This window comes from Streptococcus oralis (assembly GCF_001075675.1).
GTDB classification, from domain to species: domain Bacteria; phylum Bacillota; class Bacilli; order Lactobacillales; family Streptococcaceae; genus Streptococcus; species Streptococcus oralis_V.
Map to the genome: position 1 here is coordinate 101,221 of NZ_JUNW01000034.1, position 20,500 is coordinate 121,720.

General features: G+C 42.6%; 20 protein-coding genes and 1 pseudogene. 19 read left to right on the forward strand and 2 right to left on the reverse strand.

The genetic code is table 11. The features are described 5' to 3' along the window. The first annotated feature begins 21 nt into the window (after window positions 1-21). From rpoC to ADM50_RS05300, 9 genes and pseudogenes are all read left to right on the forward strand, one after another. The gene (gene rpoC, locus ADM50_RS05260) at window positions 22-3,687 is read left to right on the forward strand and encodes a DNA-directed RNA polymerase subunit beta' (protein WP_049484754.1); all 3,666 of its coding nucleotides are present in this window, start codon (window positions 22-24) and stop codon (window positions 3,685-3,687) included. A 109-nt stretch (window positions 3,688-3,796) separates the two neighbouring features. Next, entirely contained in the window at window positions 3,797-4,216 is a 420-nt protein-coding gene (ndk, locus tag ADM50_RS05265) for a nucleoside-diphosphate kinase (RefSeq protein ID WP_000438281.1), read from the forward strand. Window positions 4,217-4,350: 134 nt separating this feature from the next. After that, window positions 4,351-4,974, forward strand: coding sequence for a hypothetical protein (locus ADM50_RS05270; RefSeq protein ID WP_000240910.1), 624 nt, complete (start codon window positions 4,351-4,353; stop codon window positions 4,972-4,974). 83 nt (window positions 4,975-5,057) lie between these two features. After that, window positions 5,058-5,501, forward strand: coding sequence for a tRNA (adenosine(37)-N6)-threonylcarbamoyltransferase complex ATPase subunit type 1 TsaE (gene tsaE, locus ADM50_RS05275; protein ID WP_000556959.1), 444 nt, complete (start codon window positions 5,058-5,060; stop codon window positions 5,499-5,501). Next, window positions 5,491-6,012, forward strand: a pseudogene (locus ADM50_RS05280) (N-acetyltransferase family protein). The gene tsaE and the pseudogene ADM50_RS05280 overlap by 11 nt, the downstream one beginning before the upstream one ends. 4 nt (window positions 6,013-6,016) lie before the next feature. After that, a complete protein-coding gene (gene lytR / locus ADM50_RS05285; protein WP_000592175.1) occupies window positions 6,017-7,057 on the forward strand; it encodes a glycopolymer--peptidoglycan transferase LytR in 1,041 nt (346 codons plus the stop codon). Between the two features lie 72 nt (window positions 7,058-7,129). Further along, entirely contained in the window at window positions 7,130-8,386 is a 1,257-nt protein-coding gene (locus tag ADM50_RS05290; protein ID WP_042902935.1) for a competence/damage-inducible protein A, read from the forward strand. Between the two features lie 54 nt (window positions 8,387-8,440). After that, the gene (recA, locus tag ADM50_RS05295) at window positions 8,441-9,592 is read left to right on the forward strand and encodes a recombinase RecA (RefSeq protein WP_042902934.1); all 1,152 of its coding nucleotides are present in this window, start codon (window positions 8,441-8,443) and stop codon (window positions 9,590-9,592) included. Window positions 9,593-9,762: 170 nt separating this feature from the next. Further along, entirely contained in the window at window positions 9,763-9,957 is a 195-nt protein-coding gene (locus ADM50_RS05300) for a PspC domain-containing protein (RefSeq protein WP_000415528.1), read from the forward strand. 131 nt (window positions 9,958-10,088) lie between these two features. Here ADM50_RS05300 and ADM50_RS05305 read toward each other — a convergent pair whose 3' ends face one another. Beyond that, window positions 10,089-10,643 carry a GNAT family N-acetyltransferase gene (locus tag ADM50_RS05305; protein WP_049484755.1) on the reverse strand — a complete coding sequence of 185 codons (555 nt, stop codon included), beginning with the start codon at window positions 10,641-10,643 and terminating at the stop codon, window positions 10,089-10,091. A 109-nt stretch (window positions 10,644-10,752) separates the two neighbouring features. Between ADM50_RS05305 and ADM50_RS05310 the strand changes: the two genes are divergently transcribed. After that, entirely contained in the window at window positions 10,753-12,123 is a 1,371-nt protein-coding gene (locus ADM50_RS05310) for an MATE family efflux transporter (protein WP_042902932.1), read from the forward strand. Between the two features lie 96 nt (window positions 12,124-12,219). After that, complete coding sequence (locus tag ADM50_RS05315) at window positions 12,220-12,936, forward strand: YebC/PmpR family DNA-binding transcriptional regulator (protein WP_000532894.1); 717 nt, start codon at window positions 12,220-12,222, stop codon at window positions 12,934-12,936. A 50-nt stretch (window positions 12,937-12,986) separates the two neighbouring features. Here the strand turns inward: ADM50_RS05315 and ADM50_RS05320 are convergent, their stop codons facing one another. Continuing rightward, the gene (locus ADM50_RS05320) at window positions 12,987-13,691 is read right to left on the reverse strand and encodes a CD20-like domain-containing protein (RefSeq protein WP_049484756.1); all 705 of its coding nucleotides are present in this window, start codon (window positions 13,689-13,691) and stop codon (window positions 12,987-12,989) included. 192 nt (window positions 13,692-13,883) lie between these two features. On the opposite strand from ADM50_RS05320, the gene ADM50_RS05325 reads away from it, so the two are divergent. The 8 genes from ADM50_RS05325 (at window position 13,884) to ADM50_RS05360 (ending at window position 20,499) form a co-directional block, all read left to right on the forward strand. Then, entirely contained in the window at window positions 13,884-14,345 is a 462-nt protein-coding gene (locus tag ADM50_RS05325; protein ID WP_042769107.1) for a MarR family winged helix-turn-helix transcriptional regulator, read from the forward strand. Then, window positions 14,329-16,098, forward strand: coding sequence for an ABC transporter ATP-binding protein (locus ADM50_RS05330; protein ID WP_049484757.1), 1,770 nt, complete (start codon window positions 14,329-14,331; stop codon window positions 16,096-16,098). Before ADM50_RS05325 ends, ADM50_RS05330 begins: the two co-directional genes overlap by 17 nt. Then, window positions 16,088-17,848 (forward strand): ABC transporter ATP-binding protein, encoded by a 1,761-nt coding sequence (locus tag ADM50_RS05335; protein ID WP_049484758.1) that lies wholly within the window; start codon window positions 16,088-16,090, stop codon window positions 17,846-17,848. Before ADM50_RS05330 ends, ADM50_RS05335 begins: the two co-directional genes overlap by 11 nt. A gap of 96 nt (window positions 17,849-17,944) precedes the next feature. Beyond that, window positions 17,945-18,448, forward strand: coding sequence for a phosphatase PAP2 family protein (locus ADM50_RS05340; protein WP_049484759.1), 504 nt, complete (start codon window positions 17,945-17,947; stop codon window positions 18,446-18,448). A gap of 113 nt (window positions 18,449-18,561) precedes the next feature. Then, window positions 18,562-19,008: a LytTR family DNA-binding domain-containing protein gene (locus ADM50_RS05345; RefSeq protein WP_000776577.1), complete on the forward strand. Its 447-nt coding sequence runs from the start codon at window positions 18,562-18,564 to the stop codon at window positions 19,006-19,008. Between the two features lie 5 nt (window positions 19,009-19,013). Continuing rightward, complete coding sequence (locus ADM50_RS05350; protein WP_049484760.1) at window positions 19,014-19,688, forward strand: LiaF transmembrane domain-containing protein; 675 nt, start codon at window positions 19,014-19,016, stop codon at window positions 19,686-19,688. A gap of 104 nt (window positions 19,689-19,792) precedes the next feature. Then, window positions 19,793-19,981 (forward strand): 50S ribosomal protein L28, encoded by a 189-nt coding sequence (rpmB, locus tag ADM50_RS05355; RefSeq protein ID WP_001140948.1) that lies wholly within the window; start codon window positions 19,793-19,795, stop codon window positions 19,979-19,981. Between the two features lie 152 nt (window positions 19,982-20,133). Beyond that, window positions 20,134-20,499, forward strand: coding sequence for an Asp23/Gls24 family envelope stress response protein (locus ADM50_RS05360; protein ID WP_000216434.1), 366 nt, complete (start codon window positions 20,134-20,136; stop codon window positions 20,497-20,499). Window position 20,500: the final 1 nt, after the last annotated feature.

Below are 20,500 nucleotides of genomic sequence, written 5' to 3' on the forward strand. Positions count from 1 at the left end.
AGAATAGAAAGGGAAGAAATAGTGGTTGATGTAAATCGTTTTAAAAGTATGCAAATCACCCTAGCTTCTCCAAGCAAAGTCCGTTCATGGTCTTATGGAGAAGTCAAAAAACCTGAAACAATCAATTACCGTACCTTGAAACCAGAACGTGAAGGACTCTTTGACGAAGTCATCTTTGGTCCTACAAAAGACTGGGAATGTGCTTGTGGTAAGTACAAACGCATTCGTTACAGAGGGATTGTTTGTGACCGCTGTGGGGTTGAAGTAACGCGTACAAAAGTTCGTCGTGAGCGTATGGGGCACATCGAGTTGAAAGCTCCTGTATCTCACATCTGGTATTTCAAGGGGATTCCAAGTCGTATGGGCTTGACCCTTGATATGAGCCCTCGTGCCCTCGAGGAAGTTATCTACTTTGCGGCTTACGTGGTAATTGATCCGAAGGATACACCGCTTGAGCACAAGTCTATCATGACAGAGCGCGAATACCGTGAGCGCTTGCGTGAGTATGGTTATGGATCATTCGTTGCCAAAATGGGTGCCGAAGCTATCCAAGACCTCTTGAAACAAGTAGATCTTGAAAAAGAAATTGCCGAACTCAAAGAAGAGTTGAAAACAGCTACTGGACAAAAACGTGTCAAAGCCATCCGTCGTTTGGATGTTTTGGATGCCTTTTACAAGTCTGGAAATAAACCTGAATGGATGATTCTCAACATCCTTCCAGTTATTCCACCAGACCTTCGTCCAATGTTGCAGTTGGATGGTGGCCGCTTTGCCTCATCTGACTTGAACGACCTTTACCGCCGTGTCATCAACCGTAACAACCGTTTGGCTCGTTTGCTTGAGTTGAATGCACCAGGTATCATCGTTCAAAATGAGAAGCGTATGCTTCAAGAAGCAGTTGACGCTTTGATTGATAATGGTCGTCGTGGTCGTCCAATCACAGGACCAGGTAGCCGTCCACTGAAATCATTGAGCCACATGCTTAAAGGGAAACAAGGGCGCTTCCGTCAAAACTTGCTCGGTAAACGTGTTGACTTCTCAGGACGTTCCGTTATCGCCGTTGGTCCAACTCTTAAGATGTACCAATGTGGTGTGCCACGTGAAATGGCGATTGAGCTCTTTAAACCATTTGTCATGCGTGAAATCGTTGCCCGTGACATCGTACAAAACGTCAAAGCGGCTAAACGCTTGGTTGAACGTGGAGACGAACGCATCTGGGATATTCTTGAAGAAGTGATCAAAGAACACCCAGTACTTTTGAACCGCGCACCGACCCTTCACCGTTTGGGTATCCAAGCCTTTGAGCCTGTCTTGATTGACGGTAAAGCCCTTCGCTTGCACCCACTTGTCTGTGAAGCCTACAATGCTGACTTTGACGGGGACCAAATGGCCATCCACGTACCGCTTTCAGAAGAAGCCCAAGCAGAAGCGCGTATCCTTATGCTTGCTGCTGAGCACATTTTGAATCCGAAAGATGGTAAACCAGTTGTTACACCATCACAGGACATGGTTTTGGGTAACTACTACTTGACTATGGAAGAAGCTGGCCGTGAAGGTGAAGGAATGATCTTCAAAGACCGTGACGAAGCGGTTATGGCTTACCGTAATGGTTATGTTCACCTCCACTCACGTGTTGGTATCGCGACAGATAGCCTCAACAAACCATGGACAGAAGAGCAAAAACACAAGGTCTTACTGACAACAGTTGGTAAAATCCTCTTCAACGACATCATGCCAGAGGGTCTGCCTTACTTGCAAGAACCAACCAATACTAACTTAACAGAAGGTGTTCCAGCTAAGTACTTCTTGCCACTGGGTGGAGATGTTAAGGAAGCTATTCGCAATCTTGAACTCAACCCTCCATTCAAGAAGAAAAATCTTGGGAATATCATCGCTGAAATCTTCAAACGTTTCCGTACGACAGAAACTTCTGCCCTACTTGACCGCATGAAGAACCTCGGTTACCACCACTCAACTCTTGCAGGTTTGACAGTGGGTATTGCCGATATCCCAGTTGTTGAAGACAAGGCTGAAATCATTGAAGAATCACACAAACGTGTAGAACAAATCACCAAACAATTCCGTCGTGGTATGATCACAGACGACGAGCGCTACAACGCTGTTACAGCTGAATGGCGTGCAGCTCGTGAAAAATTGGAGAAACGTTTGGTTGCCAACCAAGATCCTAAGAATCCAATCGTTATGATGATGGACTCTGGAGCCCGTGGTAACATCTCAAACTTCTCACAGCTTGCCGGTATGCGTGGTCTGATGGCCGCTCCGAACGGACGTATCATGGAATTGCCAATCCTTTCAAACTTCCGCGAAGGTTTGTCAGTACTCGAAATGTTCTTCTCAACTCACGGTGCCCGTAAAGGTATGACCGATACGGCCCTTAAGACAGCCGACTCAGGTTACTTGACTCGTCGTTTGGTTGACGTTGCCCAAGATGTGATCATCCGTGAGGACGACTGTGGAACAGACCGTGGTCTCTTGATTCGTTCTATCGCAGAAGGAAAAGAGATGATCGAGTCTCTCGAAGAACGCCTCAACGGTCGTTACACTAAGAAAACTGTTAAACATCCAGAAACTGGTGCAGTGATCATCGGTCCAAATGAGTTGATTACAGAAGACAAGGCGCGTGAAATTGTCAATGCTGGTGTGGAAGAAGTTACTATCCGCTCTGTATTTACATGTAACACCCGTCATGGTGTCTGTCGTCACTGTTACGGTATCAACTTGGCGACAGGTGATGCGGTTGAAGTTGGTGAAGCAGTTGGTACAATCGCTGCCCAATCTATCGGGGAACCTGGTACACAGCTTACAATGCGTACCTTCCACACGGGTGGGGTTGCCTCAAATACCGATATCACTCAGGGTCTTCCTCGTGTCCAAGAAATCTTTGAAGCCCGCAATCCGAAAGGGGAAGCGGTCATCACAGAGGTCAAAGGACAAGTTACAGCTATCGAAGAAGACGCGTCAACTCGTACCAAGAAAGTCTTTGTTAAGGGTGAAACTGGCGAAGGTGAGTACGTGGTTCCATTTACAGCACGTATGCGTGTCGAAGTTGGAGACCAAGTCTCTCGCGGTGCAGCATTGACAGAAGGTTCTATCCAACCAAAACGTCTCCTTGCTGTTCGTGATGTCTTGTCAGTTGAAACCTACCTCCTCGGTGAAGTACAAAAAGTTTACCGTAGCCAAGGGGTAGAAATCGGTGACAAACACATCGAGGTAATGGTTCGTCAAATGATCCGTAAAGTTCGTGTCATGGATCCAGGTGACACAGACCTTCTTATGGGTACTCTCATGGACATCAACGACTTTACAGATGCTAACAAGGATGTTCTTATCGCAGGTGGAGTTCCAGCGACTGGTCGCCCAGTTCTTATGGGAATCACCAAAGCCTCACTTGAAACAAATAGTTTCTTGTCAGCGGCTTCCTTCCAGGAAACAACTCGTGTCCTTACAGATGCAGCCATCCGTGGTAAGAAAGATCATCTCCTTGGACTCAAGGAAAATGTTATCATCGGTAAGATCATCCCAGCTGGTACTGGTATGGCTCGCTACCGTAACCTTGAACCACAAGCTATCAATGAAGCAGAATATCTGGCTCCAGAACAAGAAGAGGCAGAACTTGCTCCTGTAGAGGAAGTTGTGGAAATCCAAGTTGAAGAAACAGTAGAATAAAAGCAAACAAGAGAACCTTTGGGTTCTCTTGTTTTATTTCAGAAAATTTTCCCACTTTTTCATAAAGTATGGTAGAATAGAAGAACTAAAATGCCAAGGAGGTGTCCATATGGAACAAACATTCTTTATCATTAAGCCAGATGGTGTGAAAAGAGGGTTGGTTGGCGAAATTCTGCAAAGAATGGAACAACGAGGTTTCAAACTCGAAAAATTAGAGTTACGTTCAGCGGTTTCAGAAGTTTTGATTGACCAACACTATCAAGACTTGGTTGAAAAAAGTTTTTATCCTCCTATCCGTCAGTTTATGACCTCAGGACCGGTAGTGGTGGGCATTCTATCAGGTCCGAAAGTGATTGAAACTTGGCGTAGTATGATGGGAGCTACTCGTCCAGAAGAAGCCTTGCCTGGAACTATCCGAGGAGATTTTGCTAAAGCAGCAGGAGACAATCAAGCTATTCAAAATGTAGTTCATGGCTCCGATTCGGAAGCTTCTGCAAAACGTGAAATTGCTCTCTGGTTTAAGGATTAGACTGGTAAAAGAACAGTTCTGTTCACAACAGAGCTGTTTTTTGGTCAGTTGAGCACAAAAAAAGGACATTTGAGGCGGAAACTATCATTTCAAACTCCTCACAAGGTATAATCCCATATAGGGAGGGAAAAGAAATGGTAAAATCAATTCGCCTATTGTTGTTGATTGCAGTCATCCAGATTAGTTTTAGTAGTTGTCTATTATGGAAAGAATCCTTTTTATCTTTAAAACAGACCAATGCTTATTTTTTGATTTTGATAGTAGGAATTTCTGTTTTGTGCGCTGGGATAAATTATTTCCATACAGCAGACCAGTCTAGACATAGTATTTTACATGTTCAAAAGAAAGTGAGTCTTGTTTATTGCCTCCTTTTAGTAGTCAATCTTTTGGCAACCTGTCTGGTTCTCTCAGAAAGCATCCAAACCACTAGCAAATTGCAGCAGGAATTGGTTGACCTCTTTTTACCCTCCTTCTTTTTCTTGCTAGGAGTAGATCTATTGATTTTCTTACCTTTTGATAAAATTTTTCGAGATATAGAAAATTACCTAAATAAAAAGAAAACAGTCGTCATTTCCGTTCTAGCTACGATGGTTTTCTTGAGGAATCCCTTAGTGATTTCCTCAATTCTCATTTATATCAGTGTTGGTTTTCTATGCGCACGTTTCCTTTTTCCAAAATGTATTCAAAGGGAAATCTCCTTTTATGGACACCTGATTCGGGATATCCTGTTTGTTTTTTCAATAGTTGTATTCTTTTAAATGGAGGAGAATTTTTCAAAATTGTTATAGTAAGTTCATAAAGAAAATTCACACAAAAGAAAACTTTTTGGTATAATAGTAGCATGCACACAAAAAATGAAGAAGAGCTTCTAGCTCTCGGAGAAAGATTAGGTCATTTGCTTCAAAAAGACGATGTTCTGATCTTGACTGGAGAGTTGGGTGCGGGTAAAACAACCTTTACAAAAGGCCTTGCCAAGGGCTTGGATATCCGTCAGATGATTAAAAGTCCAACCTATACCATTGTCAGAGAGTACGAAGGGCGTTTGCCACTTTACCACTTGGATGTCTATCGTATCGAAGGTGATGCTGATTCTATTGACTTGGATGAGTTTCTCTTTGGTGGTGGTGTGACTGTTATTGAGTGGGGGCATCTTTTGGGTGAAGATTTACCAGATTCTTACTTGGAATTGGAAATCTTGAAAGAAGCTGAGGGTCGTTGTCTTCATTTTACGGCTCATGGCTCTCGGGCTGAACAACTCATCAAGGAGCTTCAAGATGGAGTATGAGTTGTGTATTCGTGAGGCAGAGATTTCAGATGCTACAGCCTTAATTGCATTTTTAGATTGTGTCGGTCAAGAGACGGATTTTACCAGCTTGGATGAAAATGGTATCATGATGACAGCTTCTGAAATGGCTCTTTTTATCGAAAAACAAGCTGGATCAGAGAATCAAATTACTCTCCTCGCCTTACTGAATGATGAGATTGCAGGAGTCTTAAATATCACAGCGGACCAACATTTAAGAGTTCGACATATCGGCGATGTTTTTCTAGCAGTTCGCAGGAAATTCTGGAACTAAGGCTTGGCGACTATACTTCTAGAAGAAGGCATTGAGTGGGCGAAAGTCAGTGGCGTCCTGCGCCGTTTGCAACTCAGTGTACAAAAACGAAACGAGGCTGCGATCCACCTCTACTCAAAAATGGGATTTATCACAGAAGGCTTACAAGAAAGAGGAGCCTATTTAGCAGAAGGGATATTTTTAGATGTTTGTCTTATGGGCAAGCTGATAAATAAATAACGAGATGATTAAAAAATTAATTGGAATGGTGCTAGGTTTCCTAGCAGTAACAGTTTTAGGTGTAGCGGTTTATGGCTATACCATCTACCAACAGGGAACAGAAACCCTAAGTAAAAAGACTTACAAAAAAATCGGGGAAGAAACCAACGTTATCGAAGCGACGGAGCCTCTGACCATCCTCTTGATGGGGGTAGATACGGGAAATGTGGAACGTACAGACCCGTGGGCGGGAAATAGTGATTCCATGATTCTCCTGACGGTTAATCCCAAAACAAAGAAAACCACAATGATGAGTTTGGAACGGGATATTTTGACCAAGATTGAGACTGGAAACGGTCAAGTTCAGGAAGCCAAACTCAATGCGGCCTATGCTAATGGTGGTGCGGAACTTGCAATTTCTACTATTCAAAAGATGATGAATATCCACATTGACCGCTATGTGATGGTTAACATGCAGGGGCTTCAACAATTGGTGGATGCGGTTGGTGGAATTACCGTCAACAATACACTCGGTTTCCCAATTTCGATTGCTGACCAAGAGGAGTTTAATAAGATTTCTATCGGTGTTGGAGAACAAACCTTGAATGGGGAGGAAGCTCTGGTGTATTCACGGATGCGTTACCAAGACCCAGAGGGAGACTATGGTCGTCAAAAACGTCAACGTGAAGTTATTCAAAAGATCGTTGAGAAGGTTTTGAGCCTAAACAGTGTGAGTCATTATCAAGGTATCCTCAAAGCTTTGAGTGATAACATGCAGACCAATGTGGACTTGTCAGCTAAGAGCATTCCACAATTGCTCGGCTATCAAGATTCCTTCAAGAATATCGAAACGCATCAATTGCGTGGGGAAGATGCTGAGCTACAGGGAATTTCTTATCAGATTGTCACTTCAGAACATATGCTCGAAATGCAAAATCTCTTGCGTAGTTCGCTAGGTAAAGAGCCAGTGACAGAATTGGAAACCAATGCGGTACTGTACGAAACAGCCTTTGGTCGGACAGCACCTTCAACCAGTACGAACGCTTCAAACGAAGAAGCAGAATAAGAAAAGAATCAAATCGTGGGAAATTTCCTGCGATTTTTTCAAAAAAATTCGAATAGATAAGTAGGAGGAAACATGAAAGCAGAAATTATTGCTGTTGGAACAGAAATTTTAACAGGGCAGATTGTCAATACCAATGCTCAGTTTTTATCAGAGAAACTAGCCGAAATCGGGGTAGATGTCTACTTCCAAACAGCTGTTGGAGATAATGAAGCTCGTCTTTTGTCCTTGCTTGAGATTGCGAGTCAACGTAGTAATCTTGTGATTTTGACAGGGGGCTTGGGACCAACCGAGGATGATTTGACCAAACAAACCCTGGCAAAATTTTTGGGAAAAGATCTAGTGTTTGACCCTCAAGCGCAAGAGAAACTGGATATTTTCTTTGCTCATAGACCTGACTATGCTCGGACACCGAATAATGAGCGCCAAGCCCAAATTGTAGAAGGGGCGACTCCACTGCCAAATGAGACAGGTTTAGCAGTAGGAGGGGTGTCAGAAGTGGATGGCGTGACCTACGTGGTCCTCCCAGGACCACCTAGTGAATTGAAACCCATGGTCTTAAATCAACTCTTACCCAAGTTAATGACTGGTACCAAGTTATACTCACGAGTGCTCCGTTTCTTTGGAATTGGGGAGAGTCAGTTGGTGACCATTTTGGCGGATTTGATTGACCATCAAACCGATCCGACCTTGGCGCCGTATGCCAAGACGGGAGAAGTGACCTTGCGTTTGTCTACAAAAGCAGTTAGTCAAGAAAGGGCTGATCAAGCACTGGATATCTTAGAAAATCAAATCTTGAGTCGCCAAACTTTCGAGGGAATTTCTCTACGAGACATCTGTTATGGATATGGGGAAGAAACCAGTCTCGCAAGTGTCGTTGTAGAAGAGCTAAAGAAGAGACAGAAAAGCATTACTGCGGCAGAAAGCTTGACGGCAGGTCTCTTTCAAGCGACATTAGCAGACTTTTCGGGCGTCTCAGCAATCTTTAATGGCGGTTTTGTCACTTACAGCCTAGAAGAAAAGTCCAAGATGTTGGATATTTCCGAGCAAGAGCTAAAAGAACACGGGGTTGTTTCTGGGTTTACGGCTCGAAAAATGGCAGAGCAGGCACGGATCAAGACTCAGTCTGATTATGGAGTTAGTTTGACGGGTGTGGCAGGGCCAGATAGCCTAGAGGGGCATCCAGCTGGTACAGTTTTTATTGGATTGGCACATGCAAAAGGGACAGAGGTGATCAAGGCCAATATTGCAGGACGGAGTCGAGCAGATGTTCGACATATTGCGGTCATGCATGCCTTTAACCTAGTTCGCAAGGCTTTATTAAGTGACTAAATTTTGGTATAATAAAAGATAGGTCTAAGGACCAGTAGAATATAGGAGAACAAAATGGCGAAAAAACCAACAAAAAAATTAGATGAAATTGGGAAAAAATTTGGAGCTGACCGTGAAAAAGCATTGAACGATGCTCTTAAATTGATTGAGAAAGACTTTGGTAAAGGCTCAATCATGCGCTTGGGTGAGCGCGCGGAGCAAAAAGTTCAAGTGATGAGCTCAGGCTCATTGGCTCTGGACATTGCTCTTGGTTCAGGTGGTTATCCTAAAGGACGTATCATCGAAATCTATGGACCAGAATCATCTGGTAAGACAACGGTTGCCCTTCACGCTGTTGCGCAAGCACAGAAAGAAGGTGGTATTGCAGCCTTTATCGATGCGGAACATGCTCTTGACCCAGCCTATGCTGCAGCCCTTGGTGTGAACATTGATGAATTGCTCTTGTCACAACCAGACTCAGGAGAGCAAGGTCTTGAAATTGCTGGAAAATTGATTGACTCAGGTGCAGTTGACCTTGTTGTTATTGACTCAGTTGCGGCCCTTGTACCTCGTGCAGAAATTGATGGAGATATTGGAGACAGCCACGTTGGTTTGCAAGCTCGTATGATGAGCCAGGCCATGCGTAAACTTGGTGCTTCTATCAATAAAACCAAAACAATTGCCATCTTTATCAACCAGTTGCGTGAAAAAGTTGGGGTTATGTTTGGAAATCCAGAAACAACACCTGGTGGGCGTGCTTTGAAATTCTACGCTTCAGTCCGTTTGGATGTTCGTGGAAGTACGCAAATCAAGGGAACTGGTGACCAAAAAGATACCAATGTCGGTAAGGAAACCAAGATCAAGGTCGTGAAAAACAAGGTGGCTCCACCATTTAAGGAAGCCTTTGTTGAAATAATGTACGGAGAAGGGATTTCTAAAACTGGTGAGCTCTTGAAGATCGCAAGTGATCTCGATATCATCCAAAAAGCGGGAGCATGGTACTCTTACAAGGGTGAAAAAATCGGACAAGGATCTGAAAATGCTAAGAAATACTTGGCGGATCACCCAGAAATCTTTGATGCCATTGACCACCAAGTCCGTGTTCAATATGGCTTGATTGAGGATGAAGAAGGGACAGCTCCTATCTCTGTTGCAGAAGATCTAGCACCTAACCAAGAAGTAACGCTTGACCTAGGCGACGGACTTGAAATCGAAATTGAAGATTAAAAATAAAAGCGGAGAAGTCTTTCTCTGCTTTTTATGTTTAATTATTAAGTCTCCATAAGCTTCAAAAGCGTAATAAAAGAGTATTTAATCAAAAAAATTAAAAAAACTGTTGCAATTTTTTTTAATTTGATGATAAAATTAAATCATTCTATAAAAAGGAGACTACTATAATGGAAAAACGCCTTGTTCGTAACGTACAAGACAAAAAGATTGCTGGTGTTTGTGCAGGTATCGGTGACTACTTTAACATGGACCACACACTTGTTCGTGCACTTTGGATCATCTTCACTCTACTTGGTGGTTCTGGAATCTTAGCTTATGCTGTTCTCTACTTCCTTCTTCCAGAAGGCAATGCAGAAGCTTAAGCCATAGAGAGAATAAAAGTTTATTCTAATCAGTTGAAAATAAAAAATGCATGTAATCGTAAATTACATGCATTTTTATATGTAGCTTCTATCGAAAAAGAGAGGTTCTTCACCAGATGGATAGGTCTTGTTTAATGGTCACTAAAACGACGATACTCTATATGAAAGTCAAAATAATGTTCATTCTGTAACTTTTGGAAGATGTCGCGATAGGCCTCTTCGTCAAAATGGTCGCCACGGTAAAGAATTTCAAAACTCAAACCATCGTACTCTAGAAAAGCGTTGGCTGATTTAAAGCCATTTTGGCGATAGAAGTCCATGCGGGCCTTTCTCTGCTCCAAGTTATCGCATTCTTCATCCAATCGCTCGACTTCGAGTAACATGGTTCGCTGGTAAAAATCGGTCAGCTTTTCGATGATTTCTTTTCCATATCCGTGGCTTCTCAAGTGGGGCATGATGGCAAAAAAACTGATATAGAAGGCCTTTGGATTGGAGATGGCAAAAGCAAAGCCGACAAACTCTTCTTGGTTATAAAAAGCAAAAAAGTGGGCGTCTTCTCGGTCCTGATAGCGTAAAAACTCTGACAGAGGAACTCGTTCTTCCTCGGGGAATGCTTCCTTGTTTAGCTTTTCAACCTTATCCAGATCGGGAAATACATCGGTAATTAATTGACTGGTCAAACTCATAAATGACCTCCTTTTCTTGATTATAGCAAATTGTATCTCTGTAAGCAATTGATTGCAAACTTAGTGACAGAGTCTTGTCGCTCCTTTAGAAAGCTGATATAATAGCTTTATGAATAAGAAACGATCCGTGGACTTGATACATGGTCCTATTCTTCCTGCGCTGTTAAGCTTTGCCTTTCCAATCTTGCTGTCCAATATTTTTCAACAGCTCTATAACACTGCTGACGTCTTGATTGTTGGGCGTTTTCTTGGTCAAGATTCCTTGGCTGCAGTAGGGGCAACAACGGCCATTTTTGACTTGATTATAGGCTTTACGCTTGGTGTTGGCAATGGCATGGGGATCGTCATTGCCCGCTATTATGGGGCTCGTAATTTCACCAAAATCAAGGAAGCAGTAGCAGCAACTTGGATTTTAGGTGCTCTTTTGAGCATTGTGGTCATGCTGATGGGTTTTGTCGGTCTGTATCCACTCTTGCAATATTTAGATACTCCTGCAGAAATCCTTCCTCAGTCCTATCAATATATTTCTATGATAGTGACCTGTGTCGGTGTCAGCTTCGCCTATAATCTCTTTGCAGGCTTGTTGCGGTCTATTGGTGATAGTCTAGCAGCTCTTGGCTTTCTGATTTTTTCTGCCTTGGTTAATGTGGTGCTAGATTTGTATTTTATTACGCAATTGCATCTGGGAGTTCAATCTGCGGGGCTTGCTACCATCATTTCGCAAGGATTGTCAGCGGTTCTCTGTTTTTACTATATCCGTAAGAGTGTTCCAGAACTGCTTCCTCAACTCAAGCATTTTAAATGGAACAAGGCCTTGTATGCGGATCTCTTGGAGCAAGGTTTGGCTATGGGTTTGATGAGTTCCATTGTGTCCATAGGTAGTGTGATTTTACAGTCTTCTGTCAATACTTTTGGAGCTGTGATTATTAGTGCTCAAACAGCAGCTAGACGCATTATGGCTTTTGCTCTGCTTCCGATGACGGCTATTTCTTCTGCTATGACGACCTTTGCCTCTCAAAATCTCGGGGCCAAGCGACCAGACCGCATAGTTCAAGGCCTTGGTGTTGGGAGTCGTTTGAGCATGTTCTGGGCAGGTTTTATTTGTATTTTCCTCTTTTTTGCCAGTCCTAGCTTGGTTTCCTTCTTGGCCAGTTCGACGGATGGATACTTGGTAGAAAATGGTAGTCTTTACCTGCAAATCAGTTCAGTCTTTTATCCGATTTTGAGCCTTTTGCTGATTTATCGGAATTGCTTGCAGGGATTGGGGCAGAAAGTCCTTCCTCTAGTTTCCAGCTTTATAGAACTAATCGGGAAAATTGTTTTTGTAGTTTTGATTATCCCTTGGGCAGGCTATAGGGGAGTTATCCTTTGTGAACCCCTTATCTGGGTTGCCATGACCACCCAACTGTACTTTTCACTTTTCCGCCATCCCCTGATAAAAGAAGGCAAGGCAATCTTGGCAGCCAAAGGACAATCCTAGCTGGATTTGCTGAATAAAATCCATTTCCTCTAGTGAAAATCGAAAAAACTTGTGTTATAATAAGAAAGATTAAAATGTGAAAAAAGGAGATTCCTAATGGGACGTAAATGGGCCAATATCGTAGCCAAGAAAACGGCTAAAGATGGAGCTAACTCTAAAGTATATGCAAAATTTGGTGTAGAAATCTATGTAGCAGCTAAAAAAGGTGATCCAGACCCAGAATCAAACACTGCTTTGAAATTCGTTATCGACCGTGCGAAACAAGCCCAAGTGCCAAAACACGTTATCGATAAAGCGATTGATAAAGCAAAAGGAAACACAGACGAAACCTTTACAGAAGGACGTTACGAAGGTTTTGGACCAAATGGTTCTATGTTGATTGTGGATACCTTGACTTCAAACGTCAACCGTACCGCAGCTAATGTCCGTGCAGCTTTTGGTAAAAACGGCGGAAACATGGGTGCATCAGGTTCAGTTTCTTACCTCTTTGACAACAAGGGTGTGATCGTATTTGCAGGTGAGGACGCTGATGCAGTCTTTGAGCAATTGCTAGAAGCAGATGTGGATGTGGACGATGTAGAAGCAGAAGAAGGAACAATCACGGTTTACACAGCTCCAACAGACCTCCACAAGGCTATCGTTGCCCTTCGTGAGTCTGGCATCGAAGAATTCCAAGTGACTGAATTGGAAATGATTCCTCAGTCTGAAGTGGAATTGTCAGGCGAAGACCTTGAAACCTTTGAAAAACTTTACAGCGTCCTTGAAGACGACGAGGATGTACAAAAGATTTATACGAACGTAGATGGTTTCTAATTGAAAAACGAACAGCTATTGAGGCTGTTCGCTTTTTTTGATATTTGAGCTCAGACTCTGGTTTCAGAATCGTTTTGTTGCTTGCTTTTTTCTAGACCTAGACCGACTGCATGTTTTTGGACGAGCAAGAGCTGTCCATTGTCCTGTTTTGCAAAAGTTAAGGTAACGGTCTTGATCTTGTCTCCAATGGAGATATAGGTGATTTTTCTCGTATCGTACCCTCCGATAGTGGAGTCAAATTCGGAGTCTGGTAGTCCGTGTTTTTTGATAATATCCTTGTAGTTGGTACCACCTTTTCCTTTGTTGTCAAGGTCACCTTCGATTAAGGCGTCAAACTCTTTTTGGGTCCAGGTGAAGTTATCGTTTTCTTCCTCCTCTGGGATGGAATAGGCGCTATCATCTGTCAAGTCGCTTTCTTCTTCGCGTTCCATTGAGGCACTCGCCTCGCTGTAGGAACGGTTAAACTCCCTGACAAACTCTTTGTAGACATTAGCGTACAGTACCTGGGTCGTAAAGAAAAGTACAATAGAAGCAATTGACAGAGCTATTCCGATAATGGCCATTGTTTTCCGTTTTTTGAGGTTGACGATAAGGCCGATAATCCCCAAGATAAATGCGACAATGGCGATGAAAAATGATAGATAGTTAATAAATGGGATCCAAGATCCTAAAAGTGCGATGGCTCCAAAAATGGTTGCTAAGATTCCTAAAACTCTTTGTTCTTCTGGTTTCATTTGAAAGCTTTCTCCCTTCATCGAGTGAATGGATTTCTATCCACAGTAGTTAGTGCTTATTATAGAAAAAATATTGCCTAATGTCAATTTAAACCAAGATAGTTCTCATAGAAACTTTTTTCTTGACATCTTTTCTGAAAATGATAAAATAGTTCTCATGGAAACTTAAATAGTTCTTGTGAGAACTATATTTATCGTAAGAAAGGAGCAATCATGGACAAGCCGATGTTAATGTTCAAACGTTTTGGACACCAGGTTCATCTGATGGTACAGAAAGAAGCCAAGCGATGTGGCATTGAATTTATGGGTGGACCGCAAGGGCAGGTTCTGCGTTTTTTAGATCATTGTGAACAAAAAGAGGAACTGGTCTTGATTAAGGATATCGAGCAAGAACTCAATATTACAAAATCTGTGGCGAGTAATTTAGTCAAGCGCATGGTGCAAAATGGTTTGGTTGAGCTAGAGGCGAGCCCGAGCGATAAGCGGGCAAAATTTGTTCGCCTGACGGAGAAATCGCATTCGCAGATGCAAAAAGTTAAGGAATTTTTTGATCGGATCGATCAGAGTCTGCTAGAGGGGGTTTCAAAGTCAGACTTAGCAATCTTTGAAAAGGTACTCGGGCAATTGCAAGCAAATGTAGAAAAAATAGGAGGAGAGAATGAAGAAACTCGCTAAACGTATTACAGGAAAAGAGTGGGGAATGATCGTCCTTACGATTCTGTTCACTTGTTTCTCGGTCTATCTCGAGTTAGAGGTGCCGACTTATATTTCGCAAATTACAGAATTACTGGGAACGTCTGGAACGCAGTTGGGAGAACTCTGGTCACCAGCTGCGAAGATGATTGGTTTGTCTTTATTGGCTTTCTTTTCATCTGTTATGGTTGGTTTCTTTGCCGCTCGTGTTGCAGCCTCCTATACAACTCATCTACGCACTGATGTATTTCATCAGGTTTTGGATTTTTCACAGACAGAAATCAAGCGCTTTTCAATCCCAAGTCTCTTGACTCGGACGACCAATGATATTACCCAGGTACAGATGCTCTTTACCATGGGCTTGCAAGTGGTTACTCGTGGGCCAATTATGGCTATCTGGGCCATTGGAAAAATCCTTGGTAAGTCCGAATACTGGCTCTGGGCAGTAGTGGTAGCTGTTATCGTCAATGTTCTAATGACAACTGTTCTCATGACTCTGGCTTTTCCAAAACAATCGGTCATCCAAAAATTGACAGATAAACTCAATAGTATCACTCGTGAAAGTTTGACGGGGATTCGAGTTGTTCGTGCATACAATGCGGAAGATTACCAAGATAAGAAATTTGAAGCAGCCAACGATGAGGTAACACGTCTTAATCTCTTTGTCAATCGATTGATGGCGATTATGAACCCGATCATGATGGCGATTTCCAGTGGGCTAAGTTTAGCCATTTACTGGATTGGTGCCTATATCATCAACGATGCAAGTTTGGCAGAACGTCTGCCACTCTTTAGTGATATGGTGGTCTTCATGTCCTATGCTATGCAGGTCGTGATGGGCTTCCTTCTCATGGGAGCACTCTTTATCGTTCTTCCTCGTACCCTGGTTTCGGCAGGACGTATCAATCAAGTATTGGATTTGCATTCTTCTATTGAAAATCCTAGTCATGCACAGACAGCGGATCCTTCAGTTCAAGGGAAAGTGGAATTCCGTGATGTGACTTTCCGCTACTCTAAAAACTCTGAAGCAGTCGTGGAACATGTCACTTTCAAAGCAGAAGCGGGTCAAACCGTGGCTTTCATCGGATCGACTGGATCAGGTAAGTCTACGCTTGTCAACCTCTTACCACGTTTTTACGACGTTTCAGATGGACAAATCCTAGTGGATGGTGTCAATGTACAAGATTACAATTTGGAAGATTTGCGCAATAAGGTCGGCTATATTCCACAAAAAGCAGTCCTCTTCTCAGGAGATGTCAAGGGGAACTTGGACTTTGGCAAGAGCAAAGAAACTCCTCTAAGCGAGGCTGCTATGTGGCAAGCTCTTGAGTTGGCCCAGTCTAAAGCATTTATTGAGGACAAGGAAGCAGGTCTTGAATCAAAAGTAGCCCAAGGTGGAACCAACTTCTCAGGAGGTCAAAGACAGCGTTTGGCCATTGCGCGTGCCTTGGCTCGTAAACCAGAGATTCTCATCTTTGATGACTCTTTCTCAGCCTTGGACTACAAGACAGATCGTGTCCTTCGCCAAGAGCTAGCTGAGAAAACAAAATCCATGACCAAGCTCATCGTAGCGCAGCGGATTTCTACCATTATGGATGCTGACCTGATCTTAGTTTTGGATCAAGGTAAAGTCGTGGGACAAGGCACCCACAAGGAACTTCTTGCAACCAACGAAGTCTACCAAGAAATTGCCTACTCACAACTATCGAAGGAGGAATTGGAACATGGAAAATAAAAAAGTTTCGGTCTGGAAACAGTGCAAACCTTATATGGCAGGCCTCCAACTCCCTCTCCTAATAGCAGTTGTGGCTGCAGTCATTTCAAGTATCATTACCGTTTATGGTCCAACTAAGATTAAAGAAATTACTAACTTGATTTCAGATGGTTTGGCTGCAGAAATCGACTTGGTAGCTGTATCAAACATTGCTGGATTTTTGGTTGTTCTGTATGTATTTGGCGCCATCCTTAACTATACACAGGCCTATATCTTTTCAACGAGCATTCAGCATTTTTCAAAACGCTTGCGGACAGCAATCGCTGAAAAAATCAATCGTTTGCCACTTGGCTATTTTGACCGTCATTCACAAGGAGATACCCTTTCGCGCGTGACCAATGATGTGGATACAGCAGCGCAATCTCTCAACCAAAGTCTAGGAACAGTTCTTTCAGCTAGTTTCTTGTTGATTGCTGTCTTGGTGACCATGTTTGGGATGAACTGGATTTTGGCATTGGTAACCGTTGTATCAACCCTTGTTGGTTTTGCGGCGGTTTCCGTAATCATGGCCAAGTCACAGGGTTATTTTAAAGCCCAACAAAATAATCTAGCAGCCGTCAATGGTTATGTGGAAGAGATGTACTCTGGACATAATGTAGTGACCAGCTACAACGCAGTGGACACCTCCAAAGCGAGATTTGCAGGTTTAAACCAAGACTTGCATGATAGTATCTGGAAATCTCAATTTATTTCTGGTATCATGATGCCAGCCATGTTCTTTGTTGGAAACTTTAGTTATGTCTTAGTCATCATCGTTGGTGCCGCGCTGGCGTTAGAAGGGCATATCACGATAGGGATTATCGTAGCCTTTATGGTTTACGTACGGACCTTCTCTCAACCTCTGTCACAGATTGCCCAAGGGATTACGAGCTTGCAACAAGCGAGTGCAGCTATGACTCGTGTATTAGAATTTCTAGCTGAAGCAGAGATGCAAGATGAATCTCATAAGGAAAGACAATTGAGCAACATGAAAGGGGAAGTAGTCTTTGATCATGTGTCCTTTGGCTATACACCAGAGCGCACCATCATTCATGACTTTTCTGCGACAGCTCATGCAGGTCAAAAGGTCGCGATTGTTGGACCGACTGGGGCTGGTAAGACAACTATTGTCAATCTTTTGATGAAGTTTTATGAGATTGATAAAGGAAGTATCCGCATCGATGGTGTGGATACCAAGGACATGAAGCGCTCTGAAGTGCACGATGCCTTTTCAATGGTCTTGCAGGACACTTGGCTCTTTGAAGGAACCATTCGAGAGAACCTGATCTATAATCAGACAGACATCAGTGATGAACGAATGATGGAAGCCAGCAAGGCTGTGGGAATCCACCACTTTATCATGACTTTGCCAGATGGCTACGATACGGTTTTGGATGACACCGTAACCTTGTCTGTTGGACAAAAACAACTTTTGACCATTGCTCGTGCACTTCTTAAGGATGCACCACTCTTGATTTTGGATGAAGCGACATCTTCAGTCGACACACGTACAGAGGAGTTGATTCAAAAAGCCATGGACCGTTTGATGGAGGGTCGAACTTCCTTTGTCATCGCCCACCGCTTGTCAACTATTCGTAATGCCGATTTGATTCTTGTCATGAAAGATGGCAATATCATTGAACAAGGCAACCATGAGGAGTTGATGGCGCAAGGTGGCTTCTACGCTGACTTGTACAATAGTCAATTTACAGAAGACGAAGCAGAAGAATAAATCAAAAGAAGGCTTGACGGCCTTCTTTTTCTGCACTATACTAGAAGACAAACGTCTCACCAGTAGACAAAAACAAGGTAATGAATGAGAAATTTAATGAAAAATTATCAAGAATGGTATCAAAATATCAGCTCCAGACTCACTAGCCATCCCACTCTTCTATTTCTGTTACGCAGTTTTAATCGCTTGATGACAGTCGCCATGCCCTTGGTCTATCTGACCTTACTAGTCACCACTTACCTGCAGCTAGGACTTGGGAAGCAAGTTGTGGTCTATTTGCTTGTCCCCGCTACAGGTTTTGTGATCTTGTCCCTTTTTCGTAAGAAAATAAACCACCCGCGACCTTATGAAACTTGGGATATCTGTCCCCTGCTTGAAAAAGATAGCTCGGGACAGTCGATGCCCAGTCGCCATGTTTTTTCGGCAACTATCATCTCCATGGCCTGTCTGCATGCTAGTCTACCTGTTGGCTTAGCATGCTTACTCTTTTCAGCTTTGCTGGGCTTGGTGAGGGTTTTAGGGGGTGTTCATTATCCCAAGGATGTCTTGGTTGGCTATGCTTGTGGTCTGGTGTGGGGATTCCTTTTCTTCCTATTCTGACATGTAAGTTAAGCTAGTCCTACAACCACTTACGGCTTCAAATTGACCACTTGCTTTTTTGCCCTTGTATTCCTAACTTAGCTTTGATATAGTAGAGTCAGAAAGGAGATGTGATGAAGTTACGAATTGAGATTGACGACAATTTAGAGGAGACTGAAATTGTCATCAAGACCCCCACTTTGACAGATGAAATTGCAGACTTGCAACGACTCTTGCAAGAGTCAAAGGCTCCGAGGTTGACTTTTTACAAGGGGACAGGTGAATATTATCTAGACCTGTCAGAAATTCTCTTCTTTGAAACAGAAGGAAGCAAGATCTACGCTCATAACCAGAAGGAAGCCTATGAAGTTCGTCTCAAACTTTATGAGTTGGAGTCTATCTTGCCTCGCTATTTTAGTCGAGTTTCCAAGTCAACTATCGCAAACATCCGTCAGATTTACTCAGTGGACAAGTCCTTTTCAGGAACGGGGACCATTTCCTTTTATCAAACGCACAAGGAGGTTCATGTCTCACGGCATTACCAATCCCTCCTAAAAGAAAATCTAAGAAACATGAGGTAAAAAACATGAAAAAGAAAGCATTTGGTATTGTTTTATTGGTTTTAGCAGCTTGGATCTTGCTGCAAGGGAATTTTGGAATTCCTTCTTTGGATGGCAAGATATGGCCTTTAATTGGTATCGCCTTTTTTGCTTACCAATCAGTTGAAGCTTTGCTTCGTCGTCATCTAACATCAGCAGTTTTTACCGCTCTAGTAGCCTTAATGATTGCGAATCATTTTTATAACATTTTTCCTATTCCAAACCAGTCTTTGTTTTGGGCTAGTATCTTAGCAGTGCTAGGTGTTGGTTATCTGACGCATTCAAGTAAGTTTTGGAATGAAAAAAAATGGTGGTACAATGGGAAAAAAACAGTCGTCACGGATAAGGAAGTCGCTTTTGGTAGTGGGACCTTCTATAAGCAAGATCAAGATCTCGTAGATGACCAAGTGGAAGTCGCTTTTGGGGATGCTAAAATCTACTATGATAATGCAGAGATGCTGGGTGATTTTGCAACTTTAAATATTGAAGTGGCCTTCGGGAATGCAACTGTCTATGTTCCACAACACTGGCGTGTCGATTTGAAAGTAGAAACCTCCTTTGGTGCAGCTAAGGCAGATGCTCCTGTAGCGCAAACAAACAAAACCTTGATTATCCGTGGGGAAGTCGCTTTTGGTAAACTTGGAGTTGTTTACGTTAAATAAAAAAATAGTTTAGGCCCTTGATAAATTCAAGAAAGTGTGATAACATAGTACGGTATGTGGTGCTAGCACATCCGCTATATTAGATCTAATAGGAGGAAAACACAATGGCTAAAGTATGTTACTTTACAGGTCGTAAGACTGTATCAGGAAACAACCGTTCACACGCGATGAACCAAACAAAACGTGCCGTAAAACCAAACCTTCAAAAAGTTACTGTTCTTATCGATGGTAAACCTAAAAAAGTTTGGGCTTCAGCTCGTGCTTTGAAATCAGGTAAAGTTGAACGCGTTTAATAAAAATGAAAAGACCTAACTGGTCTTTTTCTTTTGCTCTAAGGATAAAACCATTTGAAAAATAGAGTAAATATCCGCCGATACAGCATTCTGCTTTTACACTTGGGCTGAAATATGATAAAATAGAGTATCAACTAGTTGAGGTAAAAAAAATGACTGTAAAAATTAATACAAAAGATGGTCAAATCGAACTGACAGATGAAGTGATTGCAACCGTAGTAGGTGGTGCCGCAACTGAGATTTTTGGTGTGGTCGGTATGGCTAGTAAAAATGCCCTCAAAGACAATTTCCAAGCCCTTCTTGGTAAGGAAAATTATTCTAAGGGTGTTGTTATAAAAGCAGCCGAAGATGGTAGCATTGCAGTTGATGTTTATACCGTATTGAGCTACGGAGTAAAGATAAGCGAAGTGTCAAAAAACATTCAAGAGCGTGTTCGTTTTAGTTTAGAAAATCAACTAGGAATTACTGCTCAGACTGTGAATGTCTACATTCAAAATATCAAAGTTGTAGGAGAATAAT

Coding starts and splice junctions, on each gene's coding strand:
- ADM50_RS05330 (WP_049484757.1), top strand. CDS start 14,329: ATGAAGAAACTCGCTAAACGTATTACAGGAAAAGAGTGGGGAATGATC.
- ADM50_RS05340 (WP_049484759.1), top strand. CDS start 17,945: ATGAAAAATTATCAAGAATGGTATCAAAATATCAGCTCCAGACTCACT.
- ADM50_RS05315 (WP_000532894.1), top strand. CDS start 12,220: ATGGGACGTAAATGGGCCAATATCGTAGCCAAGAAAACGGCTAAAGAT.
- ADM50_RS05305 (WP_049484755.1), bottom strand. CDS start 10,643: ATGAGTTTGACCAGTCAATTAATTACCGATGTATTTCCCGATCTGGAT.
- ADM50_RS05360 (WP_000216434.1), top strand. CDS start 20,134: ATGACTGTAAAAATTAATACAAAAGATGGTCAAATCGAACTGACAGAT.
- ADM50_RS05290 (WP_042902935.1), top strand. CDS start 7,130: ATGAAAGCAGAAATTATTGCTGTTGGAACAGAAATTTTAACAGGGCAG.
- ADM50_RS05345 (WP_000776577.1), top strand. CDS start 18,562: ATGAAGTTACGAATTGAGATTGACGACAATTTAGAGGAGACTGAAATT.
- ADM50_RS05350 (WP_049484760.1), top strand. CDS start 19,014: ATGAAAAAGAAAGCATTTGGTATTGTTTTATTGGTTTTAGCAGCTTGG.
- tsaE (WP_000556959.1), top strand. CDS start 5,058: ATGCACACAAAAAATGAAGAAGAGCTTCTAGCTCTCGGAGAAAGATTA.
- recA (WP_042902934.1), top strand. CDS start 8,441: ATGGCGAAAAAACCAACAAAAAAATTAGATGAAATTGGGAAAAAATTT.
- ndk (WP_000438281.1), top strand. CDS start 3,797: ATGGAACAAACATTCTTTATCATTAAGCCAGATGGTGTGAAAAGAGGG.
- rpmB (WP_001140948.1), top strand. CDS start 19,793: ATGGCTAAAGTATGTTACTTTACAGGTCGTAAGACTGTATCAGGAAAC.
- ADM50_RS05335 (WP_049484758.1), top strand. CDS start 16,088: ATGGAAAATAAAAAAGTTTCGGTCTGGAAACAGTGCAAACCTTATATG.
- ADM50_RS05310 (WP_042902932.1), top strand. CDS start 10,753: ATGAATAAGAAACGATCCGTGGACTTGATACATGGTCCTATTCTTCCT.
- ADM50_RS05300 (WP_000415528.1), top strand. CDS start 9,763: ATGGAAAAACGCCTTGTTCGTAACGTACAAGACAAAAAGATTGCTGGT.
- lytR (WP_000592175.1), top strand. CDS start 6,017: ATGATTAAAAAATTAATTGGAATGGTGCTAGGTTTCCTAGCAGTAACA.
- ADM50_RS05325 (WP_042769107.1), top strand. CDS start 13,884: ATGGACAAGCCGATGTTAATGTTCAAACGTTTTGGACACCAGGTTCAT.
- ADM50_RS05320 (WP_049484756.1), bottom strand. CDS start 13,691: ATGAAGGGAGAAAGCTTTCAAATGAAACCAGAAGAACAAAGAGTTTTA.
- ADM50_RS05270 (WP_000240910.1), top strand. CDS start 4,351: ATGGTAAAATCAATTCGCCTATTGTTGTTGATTGCAGTCATCCAGATT.